This is a genomic window from Methanoculleus formosensis (assembly GCF_025384765.1).
GTDB lineage: Archaea > Halobacteriota > Methanomicrobia > Methanomicrobiales > Methanoculleaceae > Methanoculleus > Methanoculleus formosensis.
Window position 1 is genome coordinate 70,563 of record NZ_VHLL01000005.1, and the last position, 22,800, is coordinate 93,362.

Genomic DNA, 22,800 nt, shown 5'->3' on the forward strand with positions numbered 1-22,800 from the left:
CGGCTTACCAGGGGATATCGCCACGCACTGCCCCCGCCTTGGGGGGCGGGGGAGGAGGCCGGAGGCCGGGCGGGGTGGGGGTTACAGGAATCCCTTAGGATGTGGAGACAGGGGAGGGGGGATGCTCCCCCCTCCCCGTCAGCCCCACCCCCATGGCGATACCCCCACGGTCCACCGTATCGGGCTTCTTCCAATATTCGGTGACCGGGCTCTCTCGATTCCACAGGGATAGCGATACCTCGCAAGGCAGGGGTCCTAAAACCCTTCCCTAAAGGGACTGCCCTGCTCCCCCCCAAATCCCCGGTACTTCGCCTGCTCGAGCATCGCATCCAGAACAACCAGTGCCATCATGCACTCCGCGACCGGGACGATCCGCGGCGCGATGCAGGGGTCGTGCCGCCCTTCGACGGAGATCTCCCGCTCCTTTCCAGTGATATCGACGGTCCGTTGCGCCTTGCGTATCGAGGGCGTCGGCTTGACGGCGAGCCGGACGACGACATCCTGCCCGGTGCTGATCCCGCCGAGGACCCCGCCCGCACGGTTGCTCGAAAACCCGGCTTCGGTGATGGGATCGTTCATCTCGCTTCCAAACAACCGGGCGGCGCCGAACCCCTCGCCGAGCTCGATGCCCTTCACCGCACCGATCCCCATCATCGCCCCGGCGATGGCGGCGTCGAGTTTCCCGAATACCGGGTCGCCGAGCCCCGCCGGGCACCCCGACGCCGTCACCTCGACGATCCCGCCCACGGAATCCCCCGCATCCCGGGCGGCACGGATCTCGGCCTCCATCGCTGCCGGATCCGTCGCACCATGCACCTCAAGAACTCTCCCCCGAATCGTTACGCCGCAGGGTTCGAGGCAGCGCACCGCCACCGCTCCGGCGGCGACCCGGGCAAGGGTCTCCCGGCCCGAACTCCTCCCGCCGCCGCGGTGATCGCGGAGACCGTACTTCGCCTGCCAGGTGTAGTCCGCATGCCCCGGCCGGAAGACATCCCGGAGCGCGTCGTAATCTTCCGACCGGACGTCCCGGTTCCTGACGAGAAGCGCGATGGGAGCGCCAGTCGTCCGCCCCTCAAAGACCCCTGAGAGGATCTCCACCCGGTCGGCCTCCTGCCTCCCGGACTCAAGCGCGCTCTTCCCCGGCCGCCTCCGGTCGAGGTAGGGCTGGATATCCGCCTCCGCGAGGGGGATACCGGGCGGGCAGCCGTCGATGACCGCGCCCATCGCCGGCCCGTGGCTCTCGCCGAACGTCGTGCACCTGAAGTTTCTCCCGAACGTGTTCATGAAAGCATCTCCCGCACCAGCTCAGGCGTGACGAGAATCCCGGTGATCAGCCGGAACTGCTCCGCCGCCTGGTGGACGAACATCTCCGTGCCGGGTATCGTCTCGCACCCGGCCTCCCTCGCCGCCCGGAGAAGGGGCGTCTCCGGCGGAGTGTAGACGAGGTCGAAGACGGTCGTCTTCCGCTCGAGGGAGCAAGCGGCAATCAGGCTCCGGGTGTCGGGCTCCATCCCGACCGGGGTCGTATGCACCACAACATCGGCGTCGCTTCCCTTGAACCCTTCGAGGCCGCCCCACCGGCAATCGAATCGTTCTGCAAGCTTCCGCGCCGCCTCCGGCCGCCGGGCAAGCACCGTAACCTCCATATCAAGCGTTCTGAGTGCGTAGACCGCAGCGGCCGCCGCGCCCCCGGCGCCGAGCACCACCGCCCGGGCCCCCCGCCGGTGGGCAAGCGGCGAGCGGACGCCCAGCCAGTCGGTGTTGTGGCCGTACAGCCTTCCGCCGCACCGGACGACGGTGTTCGCCGCCCCGATCGCCGCCGCGTGCTCGTCCACCTCATCCAGGTAGCGCATCACGTCGCTCTTGAAAGGGATGGTGACGGATAAGCCCTTCAAGGGAAGGAGGGAGGCAAGGCGGATGATGGTTCCCATATCCGGCCACTCGAAGCGGGTGTAGTGGTAGTTCATCCCGAAGTGCGTAAAGAGCCGGTTGTAGAGGAGCGGGCTTCTGCTGTGGGCGCAGGGGTTCCCGGCGATGCCGCATACCATGAGGCCCGGGTCACGGTCAATCTCCTCCCGGAGGGTGGAGAGCCCAAACTGCTCAAGGAGGATATCGCGTTCATGATTTCGCGTCTTCGCGTCTTCGCGTGAAACAGGAATTTGGGGATGGGGATCAGGCCGCACGCGAAGCCGCGAAGTTCGCGAAGGGAGTGGCAGGCTGCGGGAAAACTCTGCATCTTCATGTTTCTCGTCCGGGGAGATGCCGGCTTCCCCACCGATCTCCCGGACGATCAGATCCGCGACCTCTCCCGGCGTGCGCCTCCCGGTATCGATGCAGGCGTCGGCCGCACCGAGGTAAGCCACCTTTCTCCGGAGAAGGAGCGTGCGCACCTCTTCTTTCGGTGGGAGACCGGTCAGTCCCGGCCGGTCGCTCCCGGCGATCCGCTCGTGGATGACCCCGGGCGGGGCGGTGAGGAGGAAGACCCTCCCATGCCGCCGGAGGTCGGCGACGTTTGCCGGGTCGCATACCGCCCCCCCGCCGGTTCCGATCACGCCCTCCGCATCCCGTAGCGACGCGACGATCTCCCGCTCGAGGCTGCGGAAGTGCGCCTCTCCGACCCGGCGAAAGATCTCCGGGATCGGCATCCCTGCCCGCTGCTCGACGAGCGCATCGGTGTCGTAGAACGCCACCCCGAGGCGGTCAGCGAGGATCCGCCCGACCGAGGTCTTCCCGGTCCCCCGGAAACCGACGAGGACGACCTTCACAGCAGCCCCTCCCCGTAGAGCGCCTCCCAGAACCCGGGGAAGGACTTCTCCACGCATTCGGGGTCACGGATCGCCATCCCGCCGACCGCGAGCCCGAGCACGGCAAACGCCATCGCCGTCCGGTGGTCGTCGTGCGGGTCGACGGCCACCCCGTGGAGGGGACCGGGCGTGATCGTGAGGGAGTCCTCCGTCACCTCGACCCCCGCACCCATCCTCCGAAGGGTCTCCGCCGTCACCCCGACGCGGTCGCTCTCCTTGTACTGCAGGTGCGCCGTTCCCGTGATCCTCGTCGGCGACCCTGCCGTCGCCGCCACCGCCGCGAGCGTCTGGACGGTGTCGGGGGACGAGGACATATCGATCTCGATCCCGCGGAGGTCTCCCGTCCGCTCCACCGTCACCGCTTCTCTCCCGGCGGTCACCCGGCACCCCATCGCCTCGAGGGCGTCGAGGAACCGGCGGTCGCCCTGGACGGAATCCGGGGAGAGGCCCGTGACCGCGACCCTCCCGCCGCAGACGGCCGCGACCGCGAAGAGGTAGGAGGCCGAGGAGTAGTCGCCCTCGACGGGATAGTCCCTCCCCCGGTAGGCTCTCCCGCTCTCAACCCGGAACCAGTCGTACCCGCGCCGTTCTATGCGGGCACCGAACCCGAGCATCACGTCCGCGGTCACGTCGAGATACGACCGTGAGGCCGGGGCCGCCGGGAGCGTGAGTTCCACGTCCTCCTCAGCGTAAGGCGCCGCCATCAGGATGGACGAGACGAACTGGCTGCTGATGCTCCCGTCGATCTCCGTCCTTCCGCCCCGGAGCCTGCCGGAGATGCAGATAGGAGGATAGCCAGGCTGGCCGACAAACGCGACGTCGCCGCCGAGTGTGCGGAGCGCCCCGGCAAGGGGGCCGACCGGCCGTTCGAGCATCCTCTGGTTCCCCGTCAGCACCACCGGGTGCCGGGAGAGGAGCGCCGCTGAGGTGAGGAGCCGCAGCGTCGTCCCGGAGTTCCCGCAGTCGATCGTCACCTCCCCCGGTGCGGGGAAGGTGCCGCTGCAGCCGGCGACGGCGATCTCCCCCGGCAGCCACTCGAGCGGCACCCCGAGGCTCTCGAGCCCCCGGGCGGTCAGTTCCGTATCGGCCGCCCGGAGCGGCCTCGTGATCCGTGTTCTCCCTGAGGCGAGCGCTCCCGCGATCAGCGCCCGGTGGGTGTAACTTTTCGACGGCGGCGCTTCGAACCTCGCGTCGACCGGGCCGATCCGGGAGACCCTGACGATCATAGCCCCGGCACCTCCATACGGGCGTAACACCCGAGTTCTCTGACGGTGGTCATGCTCTTGAGTTCCTCCTTTGCCTCCCGCCACCCTTCGGCGGTCTCCATATCGATGAAGAAGAGGTACCTCCCCATGCCCCGGCGGGACGGCCGCGACTCGATCCGGGTCAGGTTGATCCCGCGCCGGGCGAAGACCGCGAGGATATCGGCAAGGAGGCCGACCCGGTCGAGTTCGGGATCGACGATGAGGCTGCACTTCGTGGTTCCCGCGCTCCCGCGGGGGAGAGCAGATATCTCGATGAACCGGGTGGTGTTACCCTCGCTGTTCTGGACGTCCCGCTCGGCAACCGGGAGGCCGTAAACCGCCGCCGCCGTCTCCGAGATGACTGCGCCGGAGCGCTCGTCCTTCTGCATCGCCATCGCGCTTGCCGCATTGCTGCTCGTGTGCACGACCTCCACCCCGAGACGATCGAGGAGGACGGAGCACTGCTCATGCGTCTGCGGGTGCGCGTAGATGACCGAGAGGCGTCCGGGATCTCCCCGGGCCGCGAGGTGGTGCCGGACGGGCATATAGGCTTCAGCGGTGATCGAGACATCGAACTCCAGGAGCCCCTGGAGCGTCTCCCCAACGCCGCCGGCCTCCGAGTTCTCTATCGGGACGAGCCCCTTTGCTCCGCCGGCCGCCACGCGCTTGATGATGCTGCGGATCGTCGGCAGGAGTTCGATATCGTCCCCGTAGAGCCTGACCGCGAGTTCGTGGCTGAACGTTCCCGCCGGCCCGAGCGTTACGACGATCATCGGTTCACCACATGGCTGATGAGGTCGTCCGTCTCTTCCGTCGCCGCCCCGAGGTACGAGGCATAATGTCCGGCATTCTCGGCAAAGAATGCCCCGAACCGTTCGTCGTCCCCGGACTCGACGATCTCGCGAAGCATCCGGACAGCCTCCTCGAACCTCCCGAGCACCTCCGGCACGGCCGGGTTCATCTGGAGGATGTCGCCGTAGAGCCCCGCATCCTGGGCGAGGAGCCGCCCGACGAGGCCCATCTCGATCCGGTAGATGGGGCTCGTGAACGTGAGGGTCTCTCCGACATCGGCGCCGGTCCGGCGGATGGCTTCCGCCTTTGCGAGCGTCCCGAAGTGGGTGAGCCCCTGGATCACCGCCATCATCCGGTCGTGGTCTTCCGGCGTCGAGAGGGTGATCGCTGCCCCCTGGTCGCGGAAGACGGAGAGGAGCCCTTCAAGGGTCTCCTGGCTGCACCGGGCCGGTGTCGCGACGATCGTCTGGCCCTGGAGCGACGCAGCACCCGGCCCGAACATCGGGTGGAGCCCGATCACCTCCGCGCGGGATGTGAGCATCGCCCGGACGGGCTCGACCTTGAGGGAGGTGAGGTCACAGATGACCTGCTCCTCCGAGAGGAGCGGTGCAACCTCGCGGATCACCCCGACGGTGGCGCGGATCGGCACCGAGACCATCACGAGATCCGCCATCTCCGCGACGTCCCGGTTGGAAAGCGACGTCTCCGTCCCGGAGACGATCGTCTCCCACCCAGCGGTCTCAAAGACCTCCGCAAAGAACCGGCCCATCTGCCCCGTGCCGCCGATGATGCCTGCAAGCATTAATGTCACTTCTCCAGGATCGTCTCTTTGACGGCGATGCCGAAGTGCCGCCCGCCCTCCGCGACGCTGCCGAGCACCCTATCCCCGACCGCGAGGGCGGCGACCGATACGGCCGTCCCGTCCTCCCGGACGAGCCGGATCGTCTCGGCGTTCTGGAGAACCAGGCTCACCGCTCTGTCGCCCGCTCTTGCCTCGACGAGGAGGAGCGGGCGGCGCTCGATCTTCACCCTGCCGACGACCGCCTCGTGGGTCGTGCCGGTATGCTCCGCGACGAGCACCTTATCGCCCACCGCGAGGTCGGCGAGGTACGCGGTCTTCCCGTCCGGGAGGAGGGTGTAGGCGTGTACCGCCCCGGCATTCACCCGGAACGGGCGCGGCGCCACGTAGGGGTTCTCCAGGGTCTCGGGGTGCACCATCAGGAACGCCGAGGAGGTGTTGCCGACGAGCATCCCTTCACCGTCGGCGAGGATCGAACAGGTGTCGACGCAGACCCGGTCACCCATCCCGACGGGGACGATCCGGGTCACCTCGAACGGGACGAGGGAAACAGGCGCGCCGGCGCCGGCGATCGTCTTCGCGACCCGCCGGATCTCCACCGGATCGTCGGTCGAGAGGAGGACCCCTGCCGCTCCGCGTTCGAGGACGGTCAGGGCGACCTTCGCCTCGTCGGCGCTTCCGACCGCGGCGATGATCCGGTCGGACTGCGCGACGAGGTTCTCGAGCGGGATGACCGTCCAGTCCCGCGTCCGGACGATGACGTAGCCCTCGCGGGAGAGCCGGAGCGCCTCCTCCTCGGACTCCTTGTCGACGATCTCGACCTCGAAGGCGTCCTTTCCGGGGACGAGGTCGCCGTTCTCTGCGACCGTCGTCACCCGGCCGAGTTCCCGCACGCGCTCTGCGTCGTCCACGACCAGGGCATCGGCACCGCTCTCGATCGCGGTTGTCGCGAGGTCTTTTTGCCACGGCCGGAGGTCGACCCAGAACCGTTTCATCGCTCAGTCTCCAGGGCCTCGGACGCACTCTTACCCTCGTGCACCACCCGGGAGATCGCGGCGATGAACCCGGCGGGGTCGTCGCGCTGGAAGGCGTTTCGTCCCATGCAGACGCCTGCTGCGCCCGCATCGATCGCGTCCCGGATGGTCGTGAGCGTCTCCGTATCCCCGCCCTTCTCACCGCCGGCGATCATCACCGGCACCGAGCAGGCGGCGGTTATCCGCCGGAACGTCTCCGGGTTCCCGGTGTAGTTCGTCTTGATCAGGTCGGCCCCGAGCTCTTCCGCCACACGGACACAGTGCCCGATCGCCTGCGGCGAGGTGGGATCGATCCCCTTGCCGCGGGGGTAGATCATGATCAGGAGCGGTATCCCCCAGCGGTTGCAGTCCCGCACCACCTCGCCGGCCGATTCGAGCATTCGCGACTCATTCGGCGCGCCGAGGTTTATGTGGATCGAGACCGCATCGCCACCGAGCGCGACCGCCTCCTCCACGGTGCAGACGAGCACTTTGTCGTTCGGGTCCGGATTCATCGATGTGCTTGCGGAGAGGTGCACGATGAGGCCGATATCCTTTCCGCTCTTTCTGTGCCCTCCCTTCACCATCCCTTTGTGGAGGACGATGGCGTTTGCTCCCCCTTCGCTCACCGCGTTGACGGTCTCGGTCATGGTGCAGAGCCCTTCGATCTGGCCCATCGTGAACCCGTGGTCCATGGGAATGATCACGGCGCGGCCGGTGTTCCTGTCCATTATCTGCTCAAGGCGGATCTCTTTTCCTATCATATCCATCACGTCCTGAGAATCTCCATCGCTTCCTCTGCCGATCGCCCTTCATGAATGATCAGTGCAGCGGCACGGATAAGGCGATTGGGCGCCGGGTGCTGGAAGGCGTTCCTCCCGATCGATATCCCGGCGGCACCCCCCTCCATCGCGCCCTCGATCAGGTCGAGGATCGCCCGCTCATCGGTCTTCGAACCGCCCGCGACCACGACCGGCACCGGGCACCCTCTCGTCACCTCCCGGAACGAGTCGGGGTCGCCGGTGTAGACGGTCTTGACGATATCGGCACCGAACTCCGCCGCCACCCGTGCGGAGAGTTTGACACACTCGAGGTCGTGCTCGTCCGCGACCTTCCTGCCGCGCGGGTACATCATCGCGAGGAGCGGCATCCCCCACTCCATGCACGTGACCGCGACCCGGCCCAGGTCTTCAAGCATCCGCGCCTCGGACTCGGCGCCGACGTTGATATGCACCGATACGCCGTCGGCGCCCATCTTCAGGGCGTTCGTGACGGTGTTCACGAGCACCTTGTCGTTCGGGTCGGGTCCGATGCTGGTGCTCGCCGAGAGGTGCATGATGAGGCCGACATCCTGCCCGTGCCCCCTGTGCCCGTGCAATGCAAGCCCCACGTGGCCGATCACCGCGTTCGCTCCACCCTCGGCGACCAGGTCGATGGTCTTTCCCATATCGACCAGCCCCGGGATGGGGCCGAGCGTCACCCCGTGATCGAGCGGCACGATGATCGTCCTGCCGGTGTTCCGATCCATGATACGTTCCAGGCGAATCTCTTTTCCTCTCATAACCATAGTCCTCCCCGGATTTTGATGATGTAGTCTTTCCGGGAGTGATTAAAACTGGATAAACCAGGCAAAATAGCGATAGAACGCTGCCGCTCCACTGTTACGGATGTCGGCTGTCAAAAACTCGCAGATCGCTTCTGCGCACGTGATGGCTACTCCGTTAACCGAGATAAAAGCGGTCACCGGCGAAAAAACATCCACCACGCATTGGAAGTACCGTTACCGTGTTTTTGTATAAATATATACCGGATTTGCACGCGGGAGAAGGATCCGGGGCGGGAGATGGGCCGGCGAAAAAAGATATGGCGGTTTGTCTTATTTCCGGCTCTTCTTGAACGATATGACGTCGCCGACGGTCATGGTCACCCGGCCGGGTCCGCCTGTGGAGGCACCGTCTTCGGCCGAGTCGATCAGCCTGATATTGAGTGCTCTCTCGAGTTTCTTCCGGACGTCGTCTTCGGGGATGAGGTCGCCCTTCTCGATCTTCTTGACCAGGATCTCACGCTCCTTGATCTCCTGTGCAAGATCGAGCGTGGACCACTCTTTCTCCTCCCGGGCTGCCCGGATACGGTCGGCGTAATCTTCGACGAGTTCTCCTTCCATCAGGTCAAAGACGTCCCGGCCCCTCCTCCGGGGGGCCTGGGGGGCGGCAATTCCTGGCTTTGCCTGCGGAGCACCTCTTCGGCGCGATTGCTGGACTTCTGTACCGTGTTTCGCACATCGAACGCAGACACAGAGTTCTGCACCCTCGATCTGGATAGTTTTCGACGGCCCCGTGATAGGAACGCCGCATAGTTCGCACTGCATAAGTCTCGCAAACAATTTTATATTCATTTTAACCTATATAATTAATCGAGGAGACCCATGGGAGATATCGCTCGGCAGGCACCAGAGAAGGATACCGGTGAAGACATCTACCAGTATCTCCTGGAACGGATTACGAACCTCGAAAACCGGAACCTGGAGCTACGCGAGCAGTTCCGCCAGATGGAGTCCGAAAAACGATACGTTGAGACCCAGAAGATCCGCTACGAGCGGGAACTCAGGAAACTCAAGAGCGAGATCGAGCAGCTCAGAAGCCCTCCTCTCGTGATCGGAACAGTTACCGACGTTATCGACAACAGCCGCGTGATCGTGCGAAGCAGCGCAGGGCCGCGGTTCCTGGTCCGTACGTCCCAGCTCATCGACCCCGATCTCCTCAAACCGGGTGTGCGCTGTACGCTCAACCAGCAGTCCCTCGCCATCGTGGACGTGCTCCCCACGAGCTACGACGCGCAGATCTACGGCATGGAACTGGTGGAGTCCCCCGAGGAGAACTACGAGAACATCGGCGGCCTTGAAGCGCAGATCGAGGAGATCCGGGAAGCCGTCGAGCTCCCCCTGACAAAGCCGCAGCTCTTTGAGAAGGTCGGCATCTCCCCGCCGAAGGGCGTTCTCCTCTACGGCCCGCCCGGCACGGGGAAGACCCTCCTCGCGCGGGCAGTGGCCCACCAGACGAACGCGCACTTCCTCCGCGTGGTCGGCTCGGAACTGGTGCAGAAGTACATCGGGGAGGGCGCCCGCCTGGTCAGGGAACTCTTCGACCTTGCGAAGCAGAAAGCGCCGTCGATCATCTTCATCGACGAGATCGACGCGATCGGCGCGCACCGGAACGACTCGACCACCTCCGGCGACCGCGAGGTCCAGCGGACGCTGATGCAGCTCCTGGCCGAGATGGACGGCTTCGACAACCGGGGCGACGTCAAGATCGTCGCGGCGACGAACCGGATCGATATCCTCGACCGCGCCCTCCTCCGCCCGGGCCGGTTCGACCGGATGATCGAGATCCCGCTCCCCGATCACCAGGGGAGGCTCGCGATCTTGAAGATCCACACCCAGCACATGAGCATCGGCGAGGACGTCAACCTCGCGGAGGTTTCAAGGCTCACCGAGGGCAAGAACGGCGCCGACCTCCGGGCGATATGCATGGAGGCAGGGATGTTCGCCATCAGGATGGAGCGCGATACGGTCAACAGCGAAGACTTCCTGAAGGCGATCGACAAACTCTCGGTGGACTTCGACCGCCACCACTTCCATACCACCTTCGGCGAGATGTTCGCCTGAAGGACACCTCTTTTTTGAATGACAGTTTTGCCGCGATCCTTTCGTCGATTGCACCCCAAACACGGATTCCGAAAGATATCCCACGTACGGTCCCTGCCCCTGCAGGAAGGGGGAGGAGGGCGGAAGCCGGGCGGGGTGAGGGCTAGTGTTTTCCTTGAATCAGGTGGAGACAGGGGAGGGGGCCTGCTCCCTCCCCGTCGGCCCCACCCCCAGTGGCGATACCCCCACGGTCCACTGCACGGGGAGATTCTGGGGAAGAACGAGATTTCGGGTCGCTCCCGGGACACGGCTTCCCACTGGGTATCGCCATGACTGCCCCCGCCCCGAGGGGCGGGGTGGGGGGCTACAGTCATCCAGGACAGGTAGAGGTGACCTTCTGAACCGAAACAGGGATCCGACAGGGGCGGTATATCCGTGCATGGTCAGCCATCATGCCGCTGTGAACGTCTCCCCCAGTCTCGAAAGACGTTCCGGGGCAAGATCGCTCGCGAGGAGGCCGAATATCACGCGGTCGTAATACCCGCCCCCGGCATGCCAGTACTGCCTCTGGACACCCTCCTGGACAAAGCCGCACCTCTCCATCACCCGCCGCGATGCCGTGTTATCGGCAACGGTGTCGCCGTTCAGCCGGTAACCGCCGAGGACGGTGAACGCGAAGTAGACCAGAAAGGTGCAGGCCAGGGTGCCGTAGCCTCTTCTCCAGCAGGTATCGTCGAGCTGGTAGCCGATCAGGTACGATCCCGGGCTGAAGTCGACCGGCAGGAGTGCGCACTGCCCGACGAACTCCCCGGAATGCTTCAGTCGTATCGTGAAGACATGATCTTCCGGCGTCCTCCCCTCTGCGAGCGCCTCCTGTATCTCCTCGATCAGGGGGAGGAAGTAAGACCGGGTCTCCTCTTCCGTGTTCGGCCCGAAGAAGAGCCACCTGCAGACCGACTCCTTTGCGAGCATCCGGGATATCTCGGGAAGGTCGTGCTCGGTGCAGTAGGAGAACCTCAGGTCTGCGCCGATCCAGCTCAACTGCATGTACCTGTCTTCGAGCTCCCCGCATATAAGGGCACGATACCCGGGCACCGATATTCATGAAGGCCGAATATCAACCGGGATTCCACGCGCCGGGCAGCATCACGATCACGCCTTCGGGGCATACGCGGGAGCAGAGGCGGGCATACGGCCCTTGCTACCTGCCTTGCTGCCTGGCGCGGGTGCCGACGGCAATCAACCTTCGCCGTCCTACTTTTCCGGGTACTCCTCTTCGGTGCACCAGACCTCGAGCACCGTATCCTCAGGCTCCGTCCGGTCGGCATACGCCTCCTGTGTCGCGCCCTCGTCCATCCATATAGTGTCGATCATCCGGTCGCCCGCGATCCGGCAGAGACAGCGGTATGCCCACGGCTCCGCGGGCATCACATCCCGCTCGTAGATCTGCCGGGCAAGCCCGGACGAACAGAATATGCCTTCCACGGGCTCGAAGAGAACTTCCTCAACGTAGCGCTGGATGTACCACCGGAGCTCGGAGACGAGAGCAAGAGCGCTCCCGAGCGATGCCGTTCTGATGCGTATGCCGTATTCCAGCCGATCAGGCTGATAAAAACGAAGAACGCCTCTGCTGGTCTCGGACTTGAGCAGGGTGGCGTAGAGGTCAACACCCTCCGACTGAATGAGGAGGACGTTCATTGCATTATTGTAGGCGCGCGAGGTCGATAAGGTTTCCTTCGAGATCTGCCCGGGGCTTCGTCGGTGGGAGTCTGAGAGAAATTAAGTCATAAACTATGGTAAAGCCCGGTACGCTGGACCATGGGGATATCGCCATGCACTGCCCCCGCCCCTTGGGCGGGCCGAAGGCCGGGTGGGGTGGGGCTTACAGATACTCCCTATGAGGTAGAGACAGGGGGGGAGACCCCCCTCCCCGCGAGCCGCCTCCCCAATGGCGATACTCCCTCGGAATCCATGTATCATGCCTGCAACTGGCAGAACTTTGGATTTCGATATGCGAGCAGCCCGGAAATCCTCGAACCCGTTCGGCATCCGGATGCCCCCTTTCATACTCCGGCGGCAGGTTGCGGACAAAAAAGATTGGCGGGGAAGAGTGGTTCCCCTCAGAGATACATCCGGCTGTCCGGCGCCGCAACCTCGCGCTTCACCTTCTTTATCGCCGCGAGGAAGTCTTCGCGCTCGACGGCATCGCCGTCCCGCCGGATCGCCATCATCCCGGCCTCACGGCAGATCGCCTGCAACTCGGCGCCGGTGGTGTTCTCGGCGAGTTCCGCGATCTCGAAGAGGTCAACGCTCTCGGCGAGCGTCATCTTCGCGGTGTGGATCTTCAGGATCTCAAGGCGCGCTCCGGCATCCGGCAGCTGGACCTGGATGATCCGGTCGAACCGGCCGGGGCGCAGAAGCGCCGGGTCGAGCATATCGATCCGGTTCGTCGCCGCCATGATCCGGACGTTGCCGCGGTTCCCGAACCCGTCCATCTCGGCCAGGAGTTGCATCAGCGTCCGCTGGACCTCGGCGCTTCCGGAGGTCCCGTCGTTCGTCCGCATGCTCCCGATCGCGTCGATCTCGTCGATGAAGACGATCGCCGGGGCGCGCTCCCGGGCGAGGATGAAGAGTTCGCGCACGAGCTGCGCGCCCTCCCCGATGTACTTGTGGACGAGCTCGCTCCCGGACATCCTGATGAACCGGGCCTTCGACTGGCGGGCAACCGCCTTCGCGATCAGGGTCTTCCCCGTGCCGGGCGGGCCGTAGAGGAGGATGCCCTTCGGGGGCTCCACGCCCACACGTTCGTAGATCTCGGGCTTCGTGAGCGGGTATTCGACCGCTTCCCGGACCTCCTCAATCTCCTCCTTCAGGCCGCCGACCTGCTCGAACGTCACGCTCGGTTGCTCGTCGAGTTCCATGACCCTGACCCTGGCATCGAAGGTGTTGCCGATCGTCTTGACGATGGAGAGGGTGTTGTTCACCGCGACCTTCATTCCGGGTTTGAGGGTGCGATGGAGCTTCTCGTTGACCGTGGTCACGTATTCCTGGTTGTTGCCCTGCTGCCGGAGATAGACTTCGCCGTTCTCAAGTACATCGACCACAGCGGCAACAAACAGCGGCACCCGCTTTAACTGGGCGTTCTCTTTTCGAAGCTGCAGGAGCTCCTTCTCCAGCAACTCGTTCTTGAGTTTGTAGTCCAGGATCTGCGCCTTCAGGTCCTGGATCTGGAGAGTAAGCATGTCGTGCTCACTGCCGGGAGTGCTGCCAATGGTTTCGTCCATGTCACTCATATAGTTGGTTCTCCAATCACATTATAATGTGGTTGGTATGATCGTGCACGGCAGAAGCATATCCCGGGGTATCGGAACCGGAGAACTCCTCGTCTCGTCCGAACCCATATCGTTCCTCTCGGGCGTCGACCCCGAGACCGGCATCGTCGTCGAGCACGGCCACCCGCTCGAAGGCCAATCCGTCGCCGGGCGGGTGCTGGCCTTCCCGTACGGGAAGGGCTCGACGGTCGGATCCTACGTGATCTACGCGCTGAAGCAGAACGGGCTCGCTCCTGCGGCGATCATCAACGCCGAGGCCGAACCGATCATCGCGGTCGGTGCGATCATCGCGGAGATCCCCATGGTCGACCGCCTCCCGGGGGAGTTCTCCCGCCTCCCGCCCGGCACCACGGTGACGGTGAACGGGGATGCGGGCGAGGTCTCCTGCGACGAAGTTTCGTGAGGCGCCATGGAGACGCACTACGATATCCTGGGTCTCTCTCCCGACGCTGCGCCCGACGAGATCCGGGCTGCCTACCGGAGGCTTGCCAAACAGTATCACCCGGACATAAACCACGACCCGGACGCGGGCGAGCGGTTCATCGCGATCCAGCAGGCCTATGAGACGCTGATCGACCCCGATGCCCGGGCGCGCTACGACCTCGCTCTCCGTGGCGGCATAGCCGGGCCGCATGACCCGTTCCAGCGGTACCGCCCCGACGGGCAGACTGTCTGGACGCAAGGGTTCTCGTGGAGCGGGCAGACACCGACTTCCTGGACAGGCAGGCTCGGCGTCGCGCTTATCCTCTTTCTCGGGGGAGTCCTGATCGCCTTCATCCTCGTCCTGTCGCTCCTCGTTCGTGTCGTATCAGGAAGCAGACGACGGCACGACTCCTGAAAACCATTTTTATCGGGCTATCCCCTCCGGGAGAGGATCGGCATCGCATACAGCGATGAGCGGATGATCCAGAGAGACCCCGTCGAACCACGGGAAACCTTATCAGGTAAAACCGCCTTCGTCCGGGTAACGAGCCTGAGGTGAACGTGATGCCGATGGAGAAAGTGAAGCGATACCGCTGCAAGTATTGCAACTACATCTACTCCCCCCTCCGGGGCGAACCCCACCGCGGCACTCCGGCGGGTACCGCGTTTGAAGACCTGCCGGAGGACTACGTATGCCCGGTCTGCGGCGCGACCGGAAAGGGGCAGATCGGGAAGTGGGGATTCGAACTCTGGGAGCCGACCAGGTACGTCTGCAAGATCTGCGGTTACGTCTACGACAACAGGCGCGGCGAACCGCTCCGCGGTTATCCGAAGGGCACCGCATTCGAGGATCTGCCGGAAGATTACGTATGCCCGATCTGCGGGATGGACCCGCAGATCACGAGTTTCCATGGGCCGGTCGGCAAAGCGCAGTTCGAACCCATCCTGGACGTCTGACGGGGCAGGGAGACCCTCTCCCCTCTCTCCCGGAGCCGAACCGTGCCGGCCGAGGTCCCACGATCTGCAAGGGGATCCGGCACCCCGGCACGATACCGGATTTTTGCGGCAGTACTCTTTTATGAATCCCCGACACCCATTATACCCTGAGTCAGTCCGTTCACTCACAACCGGCCCTTTCAAATACCGGCCGGCGCACCAACGTTAGAAGAGGCCGGCTGCCTCCGTTACGGGCAGCCCCCACGGAGAATGTGGCGTTGAACGATCGCGTATCAAACGAGCAGCGGCAGATGATCTTGGATGGATTTCTTCAGTAATATTCTGGGGCAGGGGAAGAATGCAAACCCCTCGATACAGCAGGGAACCTCTCAGTTCGAGGCCGGAAACTACGGCGAGGCGGTGAAGAGCTTCGAGAAGGCGCTCAAGATAGAACCTGAAAATACCTTCGCCCGGTTGCATATGGGGCGGGCGCTCGCCGGTCTCGGCAGGGACAGTGAAGCCGCCGGGTGGCTGAGGAAGGCCCTCGAGGCGGATCCCGGCGATGCCGGGACGCTCCGGATGCTGGGGCATATCCTCGCCAGAACCGGCGAGTACGAGGAGGCGGCCGGGTGTTTCGCGCGGATCGTCGAAGCGAATCCCGCGGACGCGAATGCCTCATACTGGCAGGGGGAGATGCTTGAGAGGCTCGGGCGGTATGCCGACGCGGCATCGGCCTACACGCGGGCACTGGCGGGAGACCCGGAAAACATCGTCCTGCGGGAGAGGTGCGGGAGGATGTTCGAGCGGGCCGGCGACTACCGGGAAGCGGTGGCATGCCTTGAGAAGGTCGTCAGGGCGAAACCCGGCGGCACCGATATGCTCGCCCGCATCGGGGCGGCATACCTCGACCAGGGCGATTACTCGAAAGCCGCCGGCATCTTCGACCGGGTGCTCGATACGGAACCGGAAAAGATCGACGCGCTCTACGGCAAGGCCCGGGCGCTCGAACAACTCGGCCAATACCAGGAGGCCGCCGGCTGTTATGCCGGGATCGTTGCCCTCGAGCCCGGGAACACCCCGGCCTGGTACCACCGGGGTTCGATGCTTCTCCGCGCAGGAAAGCACGCCGATGCCCTGGAATGCTTCGAGAAAGTCGCTCTCGCCGACCCGGATCACCTTCCGGTGCGCTACTCCATGGGGATGGTCTACGACACCCTCGGCCGCTACGACCGGGCGGTGAAGAGTTTCGACCATATCCTGAAGCACGACCAGGGTCAGGTCCAGGTCTGGTACTCCCGTGGCATGGCGCTCTTCTGCCTCGGCCAGTATGCCGAGGCGATCCGGTCGTTCGACCGCGTGCTCGATAGCAGGGCGACGACCGGGATGAAGTGGATCGGGAGCGAGAGCGACCTTGCGCTCTTCGAGCGGGACGGAACAGGAGCGCCCCGGAAGCAGAAACCGCTGAAGTTCGATACGCTCAACGAACTCGTCTATACCTGCCGGGGAACCGCGCTCCTCCACCTCGGGCGATATGCTGAGGCGCAGAAGGACTTCGAGCGCCTCCTTGAGGCTGATCCCAAAAACATCTCCGTCCTGCAACGGAGCGGCACCGCGCTCCTCCACCTCGGCAGGTATGAGGAGGCCGCCCGCTGCCTGAATGCGGTTCTCGAGGAAGAACCGCACAACACCGTCGTCGGGTCGATGAAAGCGGACGCGCTCGTGAACCTCGGCAGGTACGACGATGCGCTGGCAGGCCTCGATTCGGTGCAGGGAGCCGGGGACGAACCCCATCTCCTCTACCGGAAGGGTGAGATCCTCCTCGCCCTCGCCCGCTATACGGAGGCGGCAGAGACGTTCAAAGCCCTCCTCAACGTCAATCCCACCGATGTGGCAGGAGGAATCGGCAGGGGAGAGGCGCTCATGCACCTCGGGCGCTACGAGGAGGCGCTCGCCTGCTATGACGGGGCGCTCTCGGTCTACCCGGTCGACCGTGCCGCTCTGCTCGGCCGGAGCACGGCGCTCGAACGCCTCGGGCGCTACGAAGAGGCGCTCGGGTCCATCGACCGGCTGAAGAGTCCCAATGAGGCCGGGACGCTGCTCCGGAAGGCGCGGATCCTCGAGGCCCTCGGCCGCTATGACGCAGCCGCCGGATGTTACGAAGACCTCCTTGCGGCCGACCCGAAAGCCGGGGGATACCCGGTAAACCTCGGGTTTGTTCTCACCGTGCTCGGGCGGTACGAAGAGGCCGCCGGACGGTTCGAGGAGGCCACGCTTGCCGACCCGGAGAACTTCTTTGCCTGGTTCAACCGGGGCAGGGCTCTGGAGAGGATGGGGCAGTATGCGGATGCAGCGGAGTGCTACGCAAAAGTCGCCGAAGGCCGGCCGGAAGACACCGGCGCCTGCTTCGCGCTCGCGGTCGCGCTCGCGCGGCTCGGAAGGCACCAGAAGGCGATCGAGTGCTGCGACCGGGTGCTCGCCGCCGACGCCTCGAACGCCACGGTCGCAAGGCTCAGGGCGGATATGCTCGAAGCTGTCGGCAGGCACGAAGAGGCGGCGGCAGCATACGAGCGTTATCTGAAGAACTCGGCTGACGACCGCGACGCCAGGATGGCGTTCGGTATGGCGCTCGAACGGGACGGGAGGTTCGGCGACGCGATCAAACAGTACGCACTGGTGCTCGAAGGCGACGAACGCGACACCGAAGCATGGTACACCCTCGAGAGCGCCCTCCTGCGCATGGGGCGCTACGAGGAGGCACTCCAGTGTTCCGACAGCATCGTCGAGGCGAGCCCGGAGAACCGGGCTGCCTGGCAGCGGCGCGGCGAGATCTTCATGTGGCTCGGCCGCTACGCCGACGCGGTGGGGTGCTTCGAGAAGGTGATCAAGGCCGATCCGGCCGACGTTCTCACCCTGCGAAGGCTCGGTGAGGCCCACGAGAAGGCCGGCAGGTACGAGGATGCCCTTGCCGCCTACACGCGGGTTCTCGACCGGGAACCGACCAGCATCGAGACCCTCCACGCCCGCTCGTCGGCCCTCATCCACCTCGGGCGCTATGAGGAGGCGGTCAGGTCGATCGACAAGATCATCGTCCTTCAGGACAGGAATCCCGCCGCGCTCTTCATGCGGGGGGCGGTGCTCGAGAAGGTGGGCAGGTACGACGACGCCCTCGCGAGCTACGAGAAAGCGCTCTCGATCGACCCGAAGAACGCAGCCGTCTGGAGCGCGGCCGGGGTACTCAAGGATGCGCTGGGACGACACGAAGATGCCGTCAAAGCGTTCGACCGGGCCGTCGAACTGGGCGGAGGAGACCTGCATGCCTGGCTCGCGAAGGGGCTCGCTCTCGGCCACCTCGGCAAACCCGACCGGGCGGCCGAGTGCTTCGATCGCGTTCTCGATGCCGAACCCCGTCACGCCCGGGCATGGTATCTGAAAGGGAGAGCACTTGATAAGCAGGGCAGGTTTGCCGATGCGGTGGAGTGTTTCAAGACGGCGCTCGATAACGGAGGGAAAGAATGAGAGACAGGCGGATATTCGGCGTCCTGATGCTGATAGCGTGTATCCTTTCTTCGGGCTGCATTGCAGGCGGCGACGAAGCGGCCCGGGTGAAACCCGGCGATATCGTGAAGGTCCACTACACCGGCACCTTCGAGAACGGAACGGTCTTTGACAGTTCCGCCGGGGGCGAGCCGCTCCGGTTCACCGTCGGTGCCGGTGCGATGATCCGGGGGTTCGATGAGGGTGTCGTCGGGATGCAGGTCGGAGAGGAGAAGACCCTCCATGTTCCTGTAGACCGGGCCTACGGGCCGTACCGCGAAGACCTCGTCTTTGCCCTCGACCCTGCCGGGATTGACGGCGTGGAGAGCCTGAAGGTCGGGGATCAGGTCCGGCTGTCCCTGCAGGGCGGGCAGGCGCTGCCCGCAAGGGTCGTCGCCATATCGGCAGATGCGGTCACCGTCGATGCGAACCACCGCCTTGCCGGCATCGACCTCACGTTCACCGTCAGCCTCGTCGAGATCGTGTAGGGATCACTCAACATTTTTTGGAACTCTCTCTGGAGCGTCGTCCCAGGAACGAACTTCACTTTTCTCCGCCCACACCGGCACGGATATCAAGGAGACTGCGCATCTTGCATCTCCGGTGCTGGTGTTACCCCCTTCAAATCTGCTGAGTCCTCGTGATATAGCACGGTTTCCGTGGGAGTATCGCCATGGGGGTGGGGCCGACGACGGGGAGGGGGTGCAGCCCCTCCCCTGTCTCCATCCCTTAAGGAAGGACGCGTGTAACCCCCCACCGCCCGCGCTTCGCGCTCCTCCCGCCCCCCCAGGGGGGCGGGCAGTGCGTGGCGATATCCCCATGAAATCCGTGCGAATGCTATGTGAGCACGACTGGCCGAAGGTGCGACGGGCAATGTCCGAAGTATATGAAGCCGTCAGGTGCGAGTCGTGCAGTCCCCCCGACCCTGTGTCCGGGACGCAATCAACGGCTTTCCAGAGAGGATTTCTATGAGGCCAAAAGTCACTCTTCCATCTCTTTTCCGGCACCCGCGGGGGTCACGAGCACCTTATCGACCCGGTGACCGTCCATATCAACGACCTCAAACCGGAGATCGTTCCAGGTGAACCAATCTCCGGTGTTCGGCGTCCGCTCAAGATACATCATCACGAACCCGCCGAGCGTCTGGTAGTACCCGCGTCCTTCTCCGGGCAGCGTTCTTGCATCAAAGAGGTCATGGAACTCATCGATCGGGAGCAGCCCATCGAGCAGCCACGAACCGTCTTCACGGAGAACCGCCGCGCCCTCCGGCGGGTACTCTGCCGACGGGATATCCCCGACGATCGACTCCATGATGTCGTGGATGGTGACCAGTCCCTGGATGCTCCCGTACTCATCGGTGACAAGGGCGATTCGTGCTCTGGAGGTCTTGAGTCTTTCAAGGACCGTGAGTGCAAGGACGCTCTCAGGCACGAAGAGAGCAGGTTTGATCGCCTTTGCGAGGTCGGGAAGCTCGCCCGAGATCGTCCGTGCCCAGAGGTCGCGGACGGAGACGATGCCGAGCAGGTTATCCAGGTGCTCGCGGTAGACCGGGAAGTAGATATGCCCGGATTCCTCCATGATCTCCCAGTTCTCTGCGGCCGGGTCCTCCACGTCCAGGGCCACGATATCGGGCCGCGGGGTCATCAGCACGCTGACCCGCCGGTCGGCGAGGCGGAAGACGCTCTCCACCATATCCTGTTCCGCCTCCTGGAAGATGCCGGCCCGGGTGGCCTGACCGAGCAGGACCCTGACGTCTTCCTCGGTGACCTCCGGCCCGGAGGGCGTGCGCACCCGGAGCGCCGTAAGGACCGCCTCGGTCGATATGCTCAGCACCCTGACGATGGGGGTGACGACCAGGGAGAGGAGCCGTATCGGGCGCGAGACCGCCGATGCGATCCGCTCGGCGTTGGTCATGGCCACCCTTTTTGGTACCAGTTCGCCGATCACAAGCGTCAGATAGGTGATGGCGGCGACGACGGTTACGCCCGCAAGCGGGCCGCTGTATGGGGCAAGCAGGGGAACACCGGCAAAGATCTCTGCAAGGGGTCCCGCGAGGGTTGCCCCGCCGAAAGCCCCGGAGATGATCCCTATGGTGGTGATGCCGACCTGGATAGTGGAGAGGAACTGTGTCGGGTCCTCGGCAAGGTCGAGGGCGGTTGCAGCCCCGAGATCGCCGTCCGCCGCCTTCTTCTCCAGGCGCGATTTTTTAACAGAGACTATTGCGAATTCCGTCATCGCAAAGAAGCCGTTTGCAAGTATCAGCAGGACGATGATCGCGATATCGGTGGCCAGAGGCATTGTAATACCCTCTACCGGCAGGAGTCTTAAACCTGCGGACTTCCCGGCAGAGAGAGGGGCGTTCGCAGGAAATATTTATCGTCGCCGGGGCGGAGTCCCGTCCGGTGATACATGGTGATCGAACTCGGAGAGCAGGCCAGGGATTTCTCGATGCCGGACCAGAACGGGAACACCGTCCGCTTGTCGGGCTTTTCGGGGAGACGGGTTGTCCTCTCGTTTCATCCGCTGGCATGGACCCGGATCTGTGCTGAACAGATGAAGGCGCTCGAAGTAAACAGGGAGGCGTTCGAGGAACTTGGTGCCGTTGCCCTCGGCATCAGCGTGGACTCCGTCCCCTGCAAACGGGCGTGGGCAGGGAGCCTCAGTATCAAGAAGACCCTGCTCCTTGCGGATTTCTGGCCGCACGGTGAGGTGGCGCAGATGTATGACGTCTTCGACGGCACAAAGGGCTACGCCCGGCGGGCGAACATCGTCATCGACGAGGTTGGACGCGTCATATTCGCCGCGGAATATCCGGCGACGACGATGCCCGATATGCAGGATGTCAAGGGCGCCCTCCAGGCGCACGAGAGGAGCAGGCGGGAAGAGGAGATGCCGCTGGCGTAGCCCGGCGTTACGTCATCCCGCAACCAAAAAGAGGCTCCCGATGAGCGTGATCACAAGGACCGCCGGAACGGCGTAGCGGATGAGCGCCATATAGGCTCTCTGCTGCCACTCGCATCCGCCGATCTCCGTGCAGATCCGGGTGCGGCTCATGAACCATCCTCCGACGACGCTCACGATCAGCCCGGCGACGATGAGGCCGATTGTCCCGAATGCATAGTCGGCGAGGTCGAGGAAGGGCATTCCGAAGACCTCGAGGTTCAGGGCGGTGTAACTGAGAGCGGGCGGGAGCCCGAGGAGCAGGATCGCGGCGAAGACGAGGAGCGTGGCGCGCTTCCGGGGGTAGCCGTAGGAGTCCATCAGCGTCGCCACCGGGACTTCGAGCATGGAGACCGCTGATGTGAGCGCCGCAGCAAAGAGCATCACGAAGAAGAGCGCTCCGAGCAGCATGCCATACTGGATCTCCATAAAGGCCGCAGGAAGGGTGATGAACGCGAGGTTCACCCCGGCCGCGGGGTCAAGGCCCGCGGTGAAGACGAGAGGGAAGATCGCGAGCCCGGCAAGGACTGCAACCAGTATATCAGCGACGGCTATGATGGTGGCGTTCCGAAAGAGCGGCCCTTTCCCGAGATAACTCCCGAAGGCGATCATGATGCCCATACCAACAGAGAGCGAGAAGAAGGCCTGCCCGAAGGCCGCGATCCAGACCCCGGGGTCGGCCAGCCTCGAGAAGTCGGGGGAGAGGTAGAACTCGATCCCCTCGGCCGCTCCGGGCTCTGTGAGCGAGAAGACCACGAGGAAGAGGAGGATCGCGAAGAGGGCCGGGATGAGATACTGGGAGAGTCTCTCGATCCCCTCCCTGACCCCGGAACGCACCGTCACGTAGACCGCGAGCCCCGAGAGGAGGAAGAAGATGAGCGGGAGGTAGGAGCCGGTGAACGCACCGAACTCCACCGGCCGGCCGAGAGTGAAGAAGAAGGCGTACGCGAGCACCCAGCCCGCGATCACGATGTAGTAGCCGAGGATCAGGCTGACGACGGCGACGATGAAGAGGCCTGCCGCGGCGAATCGCTGCTGTATCGAGCGGAAGGCAGAGACGACCGAGTTCCCTGTCGAACGGCCGATGGCAAGTTCCAGCACCATCAAGGGGAGGCCGAAGAGGAAGACAGTTATCAGGTACGGGACAAGGAACGCGCCGCCTCCGTTCTCGCCCACGATGTAGGGGAACCGCCATATGTTCCCTATACCCACAGCCGAGCCGATGCTGGCGAGGATGAACCCCGGGGTTGACGACCACTGCTCCCGTTCCATATCACTCACCGTTTGGAGACGGTCTCCTCCAGGGTAAGAAGGCGCTCCGCCTTTATATGCATCTGTGC

21 protein-coding genes are annotated in these 22,800 nt (G+C 64.2%); 7 read left to right on the forward strand and 14 right to left on the reverse strand.

Annotated elements, in window-relative coordinates:
- Positions 1-255: 255 nt before the first annotated feature.
- The 9 genes from FKB36_RS09550 to FKB36_RS09590 all read right to left on the reverse strand — a co-directional run bounded on the left by FKB36_RS09550 (position 256) and on the right by FKB36_RS09590 (position 9,047).
- A complete protein-coding gene (locus FKB36_RS09550) occupies positions 256-1,284 on the reverse strand; it encodes a chorismate synthase (RefSeq protein WP_261597831.1) in 1,029 nt (342 codons plus the stop codon).
- Entirely contained in the window at positions 1,281-2,765 is a 1,485-nt protein-coding gene (aroE, locus tag FKB36_RS09555) for a shikimate dehydrogenase (RefSeq protein WP_261597832.1), read from the reverse strand. The genes FKB36_RS09550 and aroE overlap by 4 nt, the downstream gene beginning before the upstream one ends.
- Complete coding sequence (aroA, locus tag FKB36_RS09560; protein WP_261597833.1) at positions 2,762-4,030, reverse strand: 3-phosphoshikimate 1-carboxyvinyltransferase; 1,269 nt, start codon at positions 4,028-4,030, stop codon at positions 2,762-2,764. Before aroA ends, aroE begins: the two co-directional genes overlap by 4 nt.
- On the reverse strand, positions 4,027-4,821 hold the full coding sequence (locus FKB36_RS09565) for a prephenate dehydratase (RefSeq protein ID WP_261597834.1): 795 nt from the start codon (positions 4,819-4,821) through the stop codon (positions 4,027-4,029). The genes aroA and FKB36_RS09565 overlap by 4 nt, the downstream gene beginning before the upstream one ends.
- On the reverse strand, positions 4,818-5,642 hold the full coding sequence (locus FKB36_RS09570) for a prephenate dehydrogenase/arogenate dehydrogenase family protein (RefSeq protein WP_261597835.1): 825 nt from the start codon (positions 5,640-5,642) through the stop codon (positions 4,818-4,820). The genes FKB36_RS09565 and FKB36_RS09570 overlap by 4 nt, the downstream gene beginning before the upstream one ends.
- A 5-nt stretch (positions 5,643-5,647) precedes the next feature.
- Complete coding sequence (locus FKB36_RS09575; RefSeq protein ID WP_261597836.1) at positions 5,648-6,634, reverse strand: 3-dehydroquinate synthase II; 987 nt, start codon at positions 6,632-6,634, stop codon at positions 5,648-5,650.
- Complete coding sequence (locus FKB36_RS09580) at positions 6,631-7,416, reverse strand: 2-amino-3,7-dideoxy-D-threo-hept-6-ulosonate synthase (protein ID WP_261597837.1); 786 nt, start codon at positions 7,414-7,416, stop codon at positions 6,631-6,633. Before FKB36_RS09580 ends, FKB36_RS09575 begins: the two co-directional genes overlap by 4 nt.
- Positions 7,417-7,421: 5 nt before the next feature.
- Positions 7,422-8,213, reverse strand: a complete 792-nt coding sequence (locus FKB36_RS09585) for a 2-amino-3,7-dideoxy-D-threo-hept-6-ulosonate synthase (protein WP_261597838.1) — start codon at positions 8,211-8,213, stop codon at positions 7,422-7,424.
- A 315-nt stretch (positions 8,214-8,528) separates the two neighbouring features.
- Entirely contained in the window at positions 8,529-9,047 is a 519-nt protein-coding gene (locus FKB36_RS09590) for a multiprotein bridging factor aMBF1 (RefSeq protein WP_315901835.1), read from the reverse strand.
- 30 nt (positions 9,048-9,077) lie between these two features.
- Between FKB36_RS09590 and FKB36_RS09595 the strand changes: the two genes are divergently transcribed.
- Positions 9,078-10,316, forward strand: a complete 1,239-nt coding sequence (locus tag FKB36_RS09595; protein ID WP_261597840.1) for a proteasome-activating nucleotidase — start codon at positions 9,078-9,080, stop codon at positions 10,314-10,316.
- A 429-nt stretch (positions 10,317-10,745) separates the two neighbouring features.
- On the opposite strand, the gene FKB36_RS09600 is transcribed toward FKB36_RS09595, so the two are convergent.
- The 3 genes from FKB36_RS09600 to FKB36_RS09610 all read right to left on the reverse strand — a co-directional run bounded on the left by FKB36_RS09600 (position 10,746) and on the right by FKB36_RS09610 (position 13,588).
- The gene (locus tag FKB36_RS09600; protein ID WP_261597841.1) at positions 10,746-11,342 is read right to left on the reverse strand and encodes a GNAT family N-acetyltransferase; all 597 of its coding nucleotides are present in this window, start codon (positions 11,340-11,342) and stop codon (positions 10,746-10,748) included.
- Positions 11,343-11,549: 207 nt separating this feature from the next.
- The gene (locus FKB36_RS09605) at positions 11,550-11,993 is read right to left on the reverse strand and encodes a DUF5804 family protein (protein WP_261597843.1); all 444 of its coding nucleotides are present in this window, start codon (positions 11,991-11,993) and stop codon (positions 11,550-11,552) included.
- Between the two features lie 422 nt (positions 11,994-12,415).
- Entirely contained in the window at positions 12,416-13,588 is a 1,173-nt protein-coding gene (locus FKB36_RS09610) for a proteasome-activating nucleotidase (RefSeq protein ID WP_261597844.1), read from the reverse strand.
- A gap of 37 nt (positions 13,589-13,625) precedes the next feature.
- Here FKB36_RS09610 and FKB36_RS09615 point away from each other — a divergent pair, with 37 nt between their 5' ends.
- The 5 genes from FKB36_RS09615 (at position 13,626) to FKB36_RS09635 (ending at position 19,008) form a co-directional block, all read left to right on the forward strand.
- A complete protein-coding gene (locus FKB36_RS09615; protein WP_261597919.1) occupies positions 13,626-14,030 on the forward strand; it encodes a DUF126 domain-containing protein in 405 nt (134 codons plus the stop codon).
- Between the two features lie 6 nt (positions 14,031-14,036).
- Positions 14,037-14,465 (forward strand): J domain-containing protein, encoded by a 429-nt coding sequence (locus FKB36_RS09620; protein WP_261597845.1) that lies wholly within the window; start codon positions 14,037-14,039, stop codon positions 14,463-14,465.
- Positions 14,466-14,620: 155 nt separating this feature from the next.
- A complete protein-coding gene (locus FKB36_RS09625) occupies positions 14,621-15,007 on the forward strand; it encodes a rubredoxin (RefSeq protein WP_261597920.1) in 387 nt (128 codons plus the stop codon).
- A gap of 300 nt (positions 15,008-15,307) precedes the next feature.
- Complete coding sequence (locus FKB36_RS09630) at positions 15,308-18,502, forward strand: tetratricopeptide repeat protein (protein ID WP_261597846.1); 3,195 nt, start codon at positions 15,308-15,310, stop codon at positions 18,500-18,502.
- On the forward strand, positions 18,499-19,008 hold the full coding sequence (locus FKB36_RS09635; RefSeq protein ID WP_261597847.1) for an FKBP-type peptidyl-prolyl cis-trans isomerase: 510 nt from the start codon (positions 18,499-18,501) through the stop codon (positions 19,006-19,008). Before FKB36_RS09630 ends, FKB36_RS09635 begins: the two co-directional genes overlap by 4 nt.
- 493 nt (positions 19,009-19,501) lie before the next feature.
- Here the strand turns inward: FKB36_RS09635 and FKB36_RS09640 are convergent, their stop codons facing one another.
- The gene (locus FKB36_RS09640) at positions 19,502-20,818 is read right to left on the reverse strand and encodes a hemolysin family protein (RefSeq protein ID WP_261597848.1); all 1,317 of its coding nucleotides are present in this window, start codon (positions 20,816-20,818) and stop codon (positions 19,502-19,504) included.
- Between the two features lie 111 nt (positions 20,819-20,929).
- On the opposite strand from FKB36_RS09640, the gene FKB36_RS09645 reads away from it, so the two are divergent.
- A complete protein-coding gene (locus FKB36_RS09645) occupies positions 20,930-21,424 on the forward strand; it encodes a redoxin domain-containing protein (protein ID WP_261597849.1) in 495 nt (164 codons plus the stop codon).
- A 12-nt stretch (positions 21,425-21,436) separates the two neighbouring features.
- Here FKB36_RS09645 and FKB36_RS09650 read toward each other — a convergent pair whose 3' ends face one another.
- Positions 21,437-22,732 (reverse strand): sodium-dependent transporter, encoded by a 1,296-nt coding sequence (locus FKB36_RS09650; protein ID WP_261597850.1) that lies wholly within the window; start codon positions 22,730-22,732, stop codon positions 21,437-21,439.
- Between the last annotated feature and the right edge of the window lie 68 nt (positions 22,733-22,800).

Bases quoted from the DNA above. Each gene is read 5' to 3' on its own strand.
- FKB36_RS09565 (WP_261597834.1), bottom strand. From the start codon at position 4,821: ATGATCGTCGTAACGCTCGGGCCGGCGGGAACGTTCAGCCACGAACTC.
- FKB36_RS09595 (WP_261597840.1), top strand. From the start codon at position 9,078: ATGGGAGATATCGCTCGGCAGGCACCAGAGAAGGATACCGGTGAAGAC.
- FKB36_RS09605 (WP_261597843.1), bottom strand. From the start codon at position 11,993: ATGAACGTCCTCCTCATTCAGTCGGAGGGTGTTGACCTCTACGCCACC.
- FKB36_RS09585 (WP_261597838.1), bottom strand. From the start codon at position 8,213: ATGAGAGGAAAAGAGATTCGCCTGGAACGTATCATGGATCGGAACACC.
- FKB36_RS09640 (WP_261597848.1), bottom strand. From the start codon at position 20,818: ATGCCTCTGGCCACCGATATCGCGATCATCGTCCTGCTGATACTTGCA.
- FKB36_RS09575 (WP_261597836.1), bottom strand. From the start codon at position 6,634: ATGAAACGGTTCTGGGTCGACCTCCGGCCGTGGCAAAAAGACCTCGCG.
- FKB36_RS09590 (WP_315901835.1), bottom strand. From the start codon at position 9,047: ATGAATATAAAATTGTTTGCGAGACTTATGCAGTGCGAACTATGCGGC.
- FKB36_RS09580 (WP_261597837.1), bottom strand. From the start codon at position 7,416: ATGATAGGAAAAGAGATCCGCCTTGAGCAGATAATGGACAGGAACACC.
- FKB36_RS09550 (WP_261597831.1), bottom strand. From the start codon at position 1,284: ATGAACACGTTCGGGAGAAACTTCAGGTGCACGACGTTCGGCGAGAGC.
- FKB36_RS09620 (WP_261597845.1), top strand. From the start codon at position 14,037: ATGGAGACGCACTACGATATCCTGGGTCTCTCTCCCGACGCTGCGCCC.
- FKB36_RS09635 (WP_261597847.1), top strand. From the start codon at position 18,499: ATGAGAGACAGGCGGATATTCGGCGTCCTGATGCTGATAGCGTGTATC.
- FKB36_RS09650 (WP_261597850.1), bottom strand. From the start codon at position 22,732: ATGGAACGGGAGCAGTGGTCGTCAACCCCGGGGTTCATCCTCGCCAGC.
- FKB36_RS09570 (WP_261597835.1), bottom strand. From the start codon at position 5,642: ATGCTTGCAGGCATCATCGGCGGCACGGGGCAGATGGGCCGGTTCTTT.
- aroA (WP_261597833.1), bottom strand. From the start codon at position 4,030: ATGATCGTCAGGGTCTCCCGGATCGGCCCGGTCGACGCGAGGTTCGAA.
- FKB36_RS09600 (WP_261597841.1), bottom strand. From the start codon at position 11,342: ATGCAGTTGAGCTGGATCGGCGCAGACCTGAGGTTCTCCTACTGCACC.
- FKB36_RS09645 (WP_261597849.1), top strand. From the start codon at position 20,930: ATGGTGATCGAACTCGGAGAGCAGGCCAGGGATTTCTCGATGCCGGAC.
- FKB36_RS09615 (WP_261597919.1), top strand. From the start codon at position 13,626: ATGATCGTGCACGGCAGAAGCATATCCCGGGGTATCGGAACCGGAGAA.
- FKB36_RS09625 (WP_261597920.1), top strand. From the start codon at position 14,621: ATGGAGAAAGTGAAGCGATACCGCTGCAAGTATTGCAACTACATCTAC.
- FKB36_RS09630 (WP_261597846.1), top strand. From the start codon at position 15,308: ATGGATTTCTTCAGTAATATTCTGGGGCAGGGGAAGAATGCAAACCCC.
- FKB36_RS09610 (WP_261597844.1), bottom strand. From the start codon at position 13,588: ATGAGTGACATGGACGAAACCATTGGCAGCACTCCCGGCAGTGAGCAC.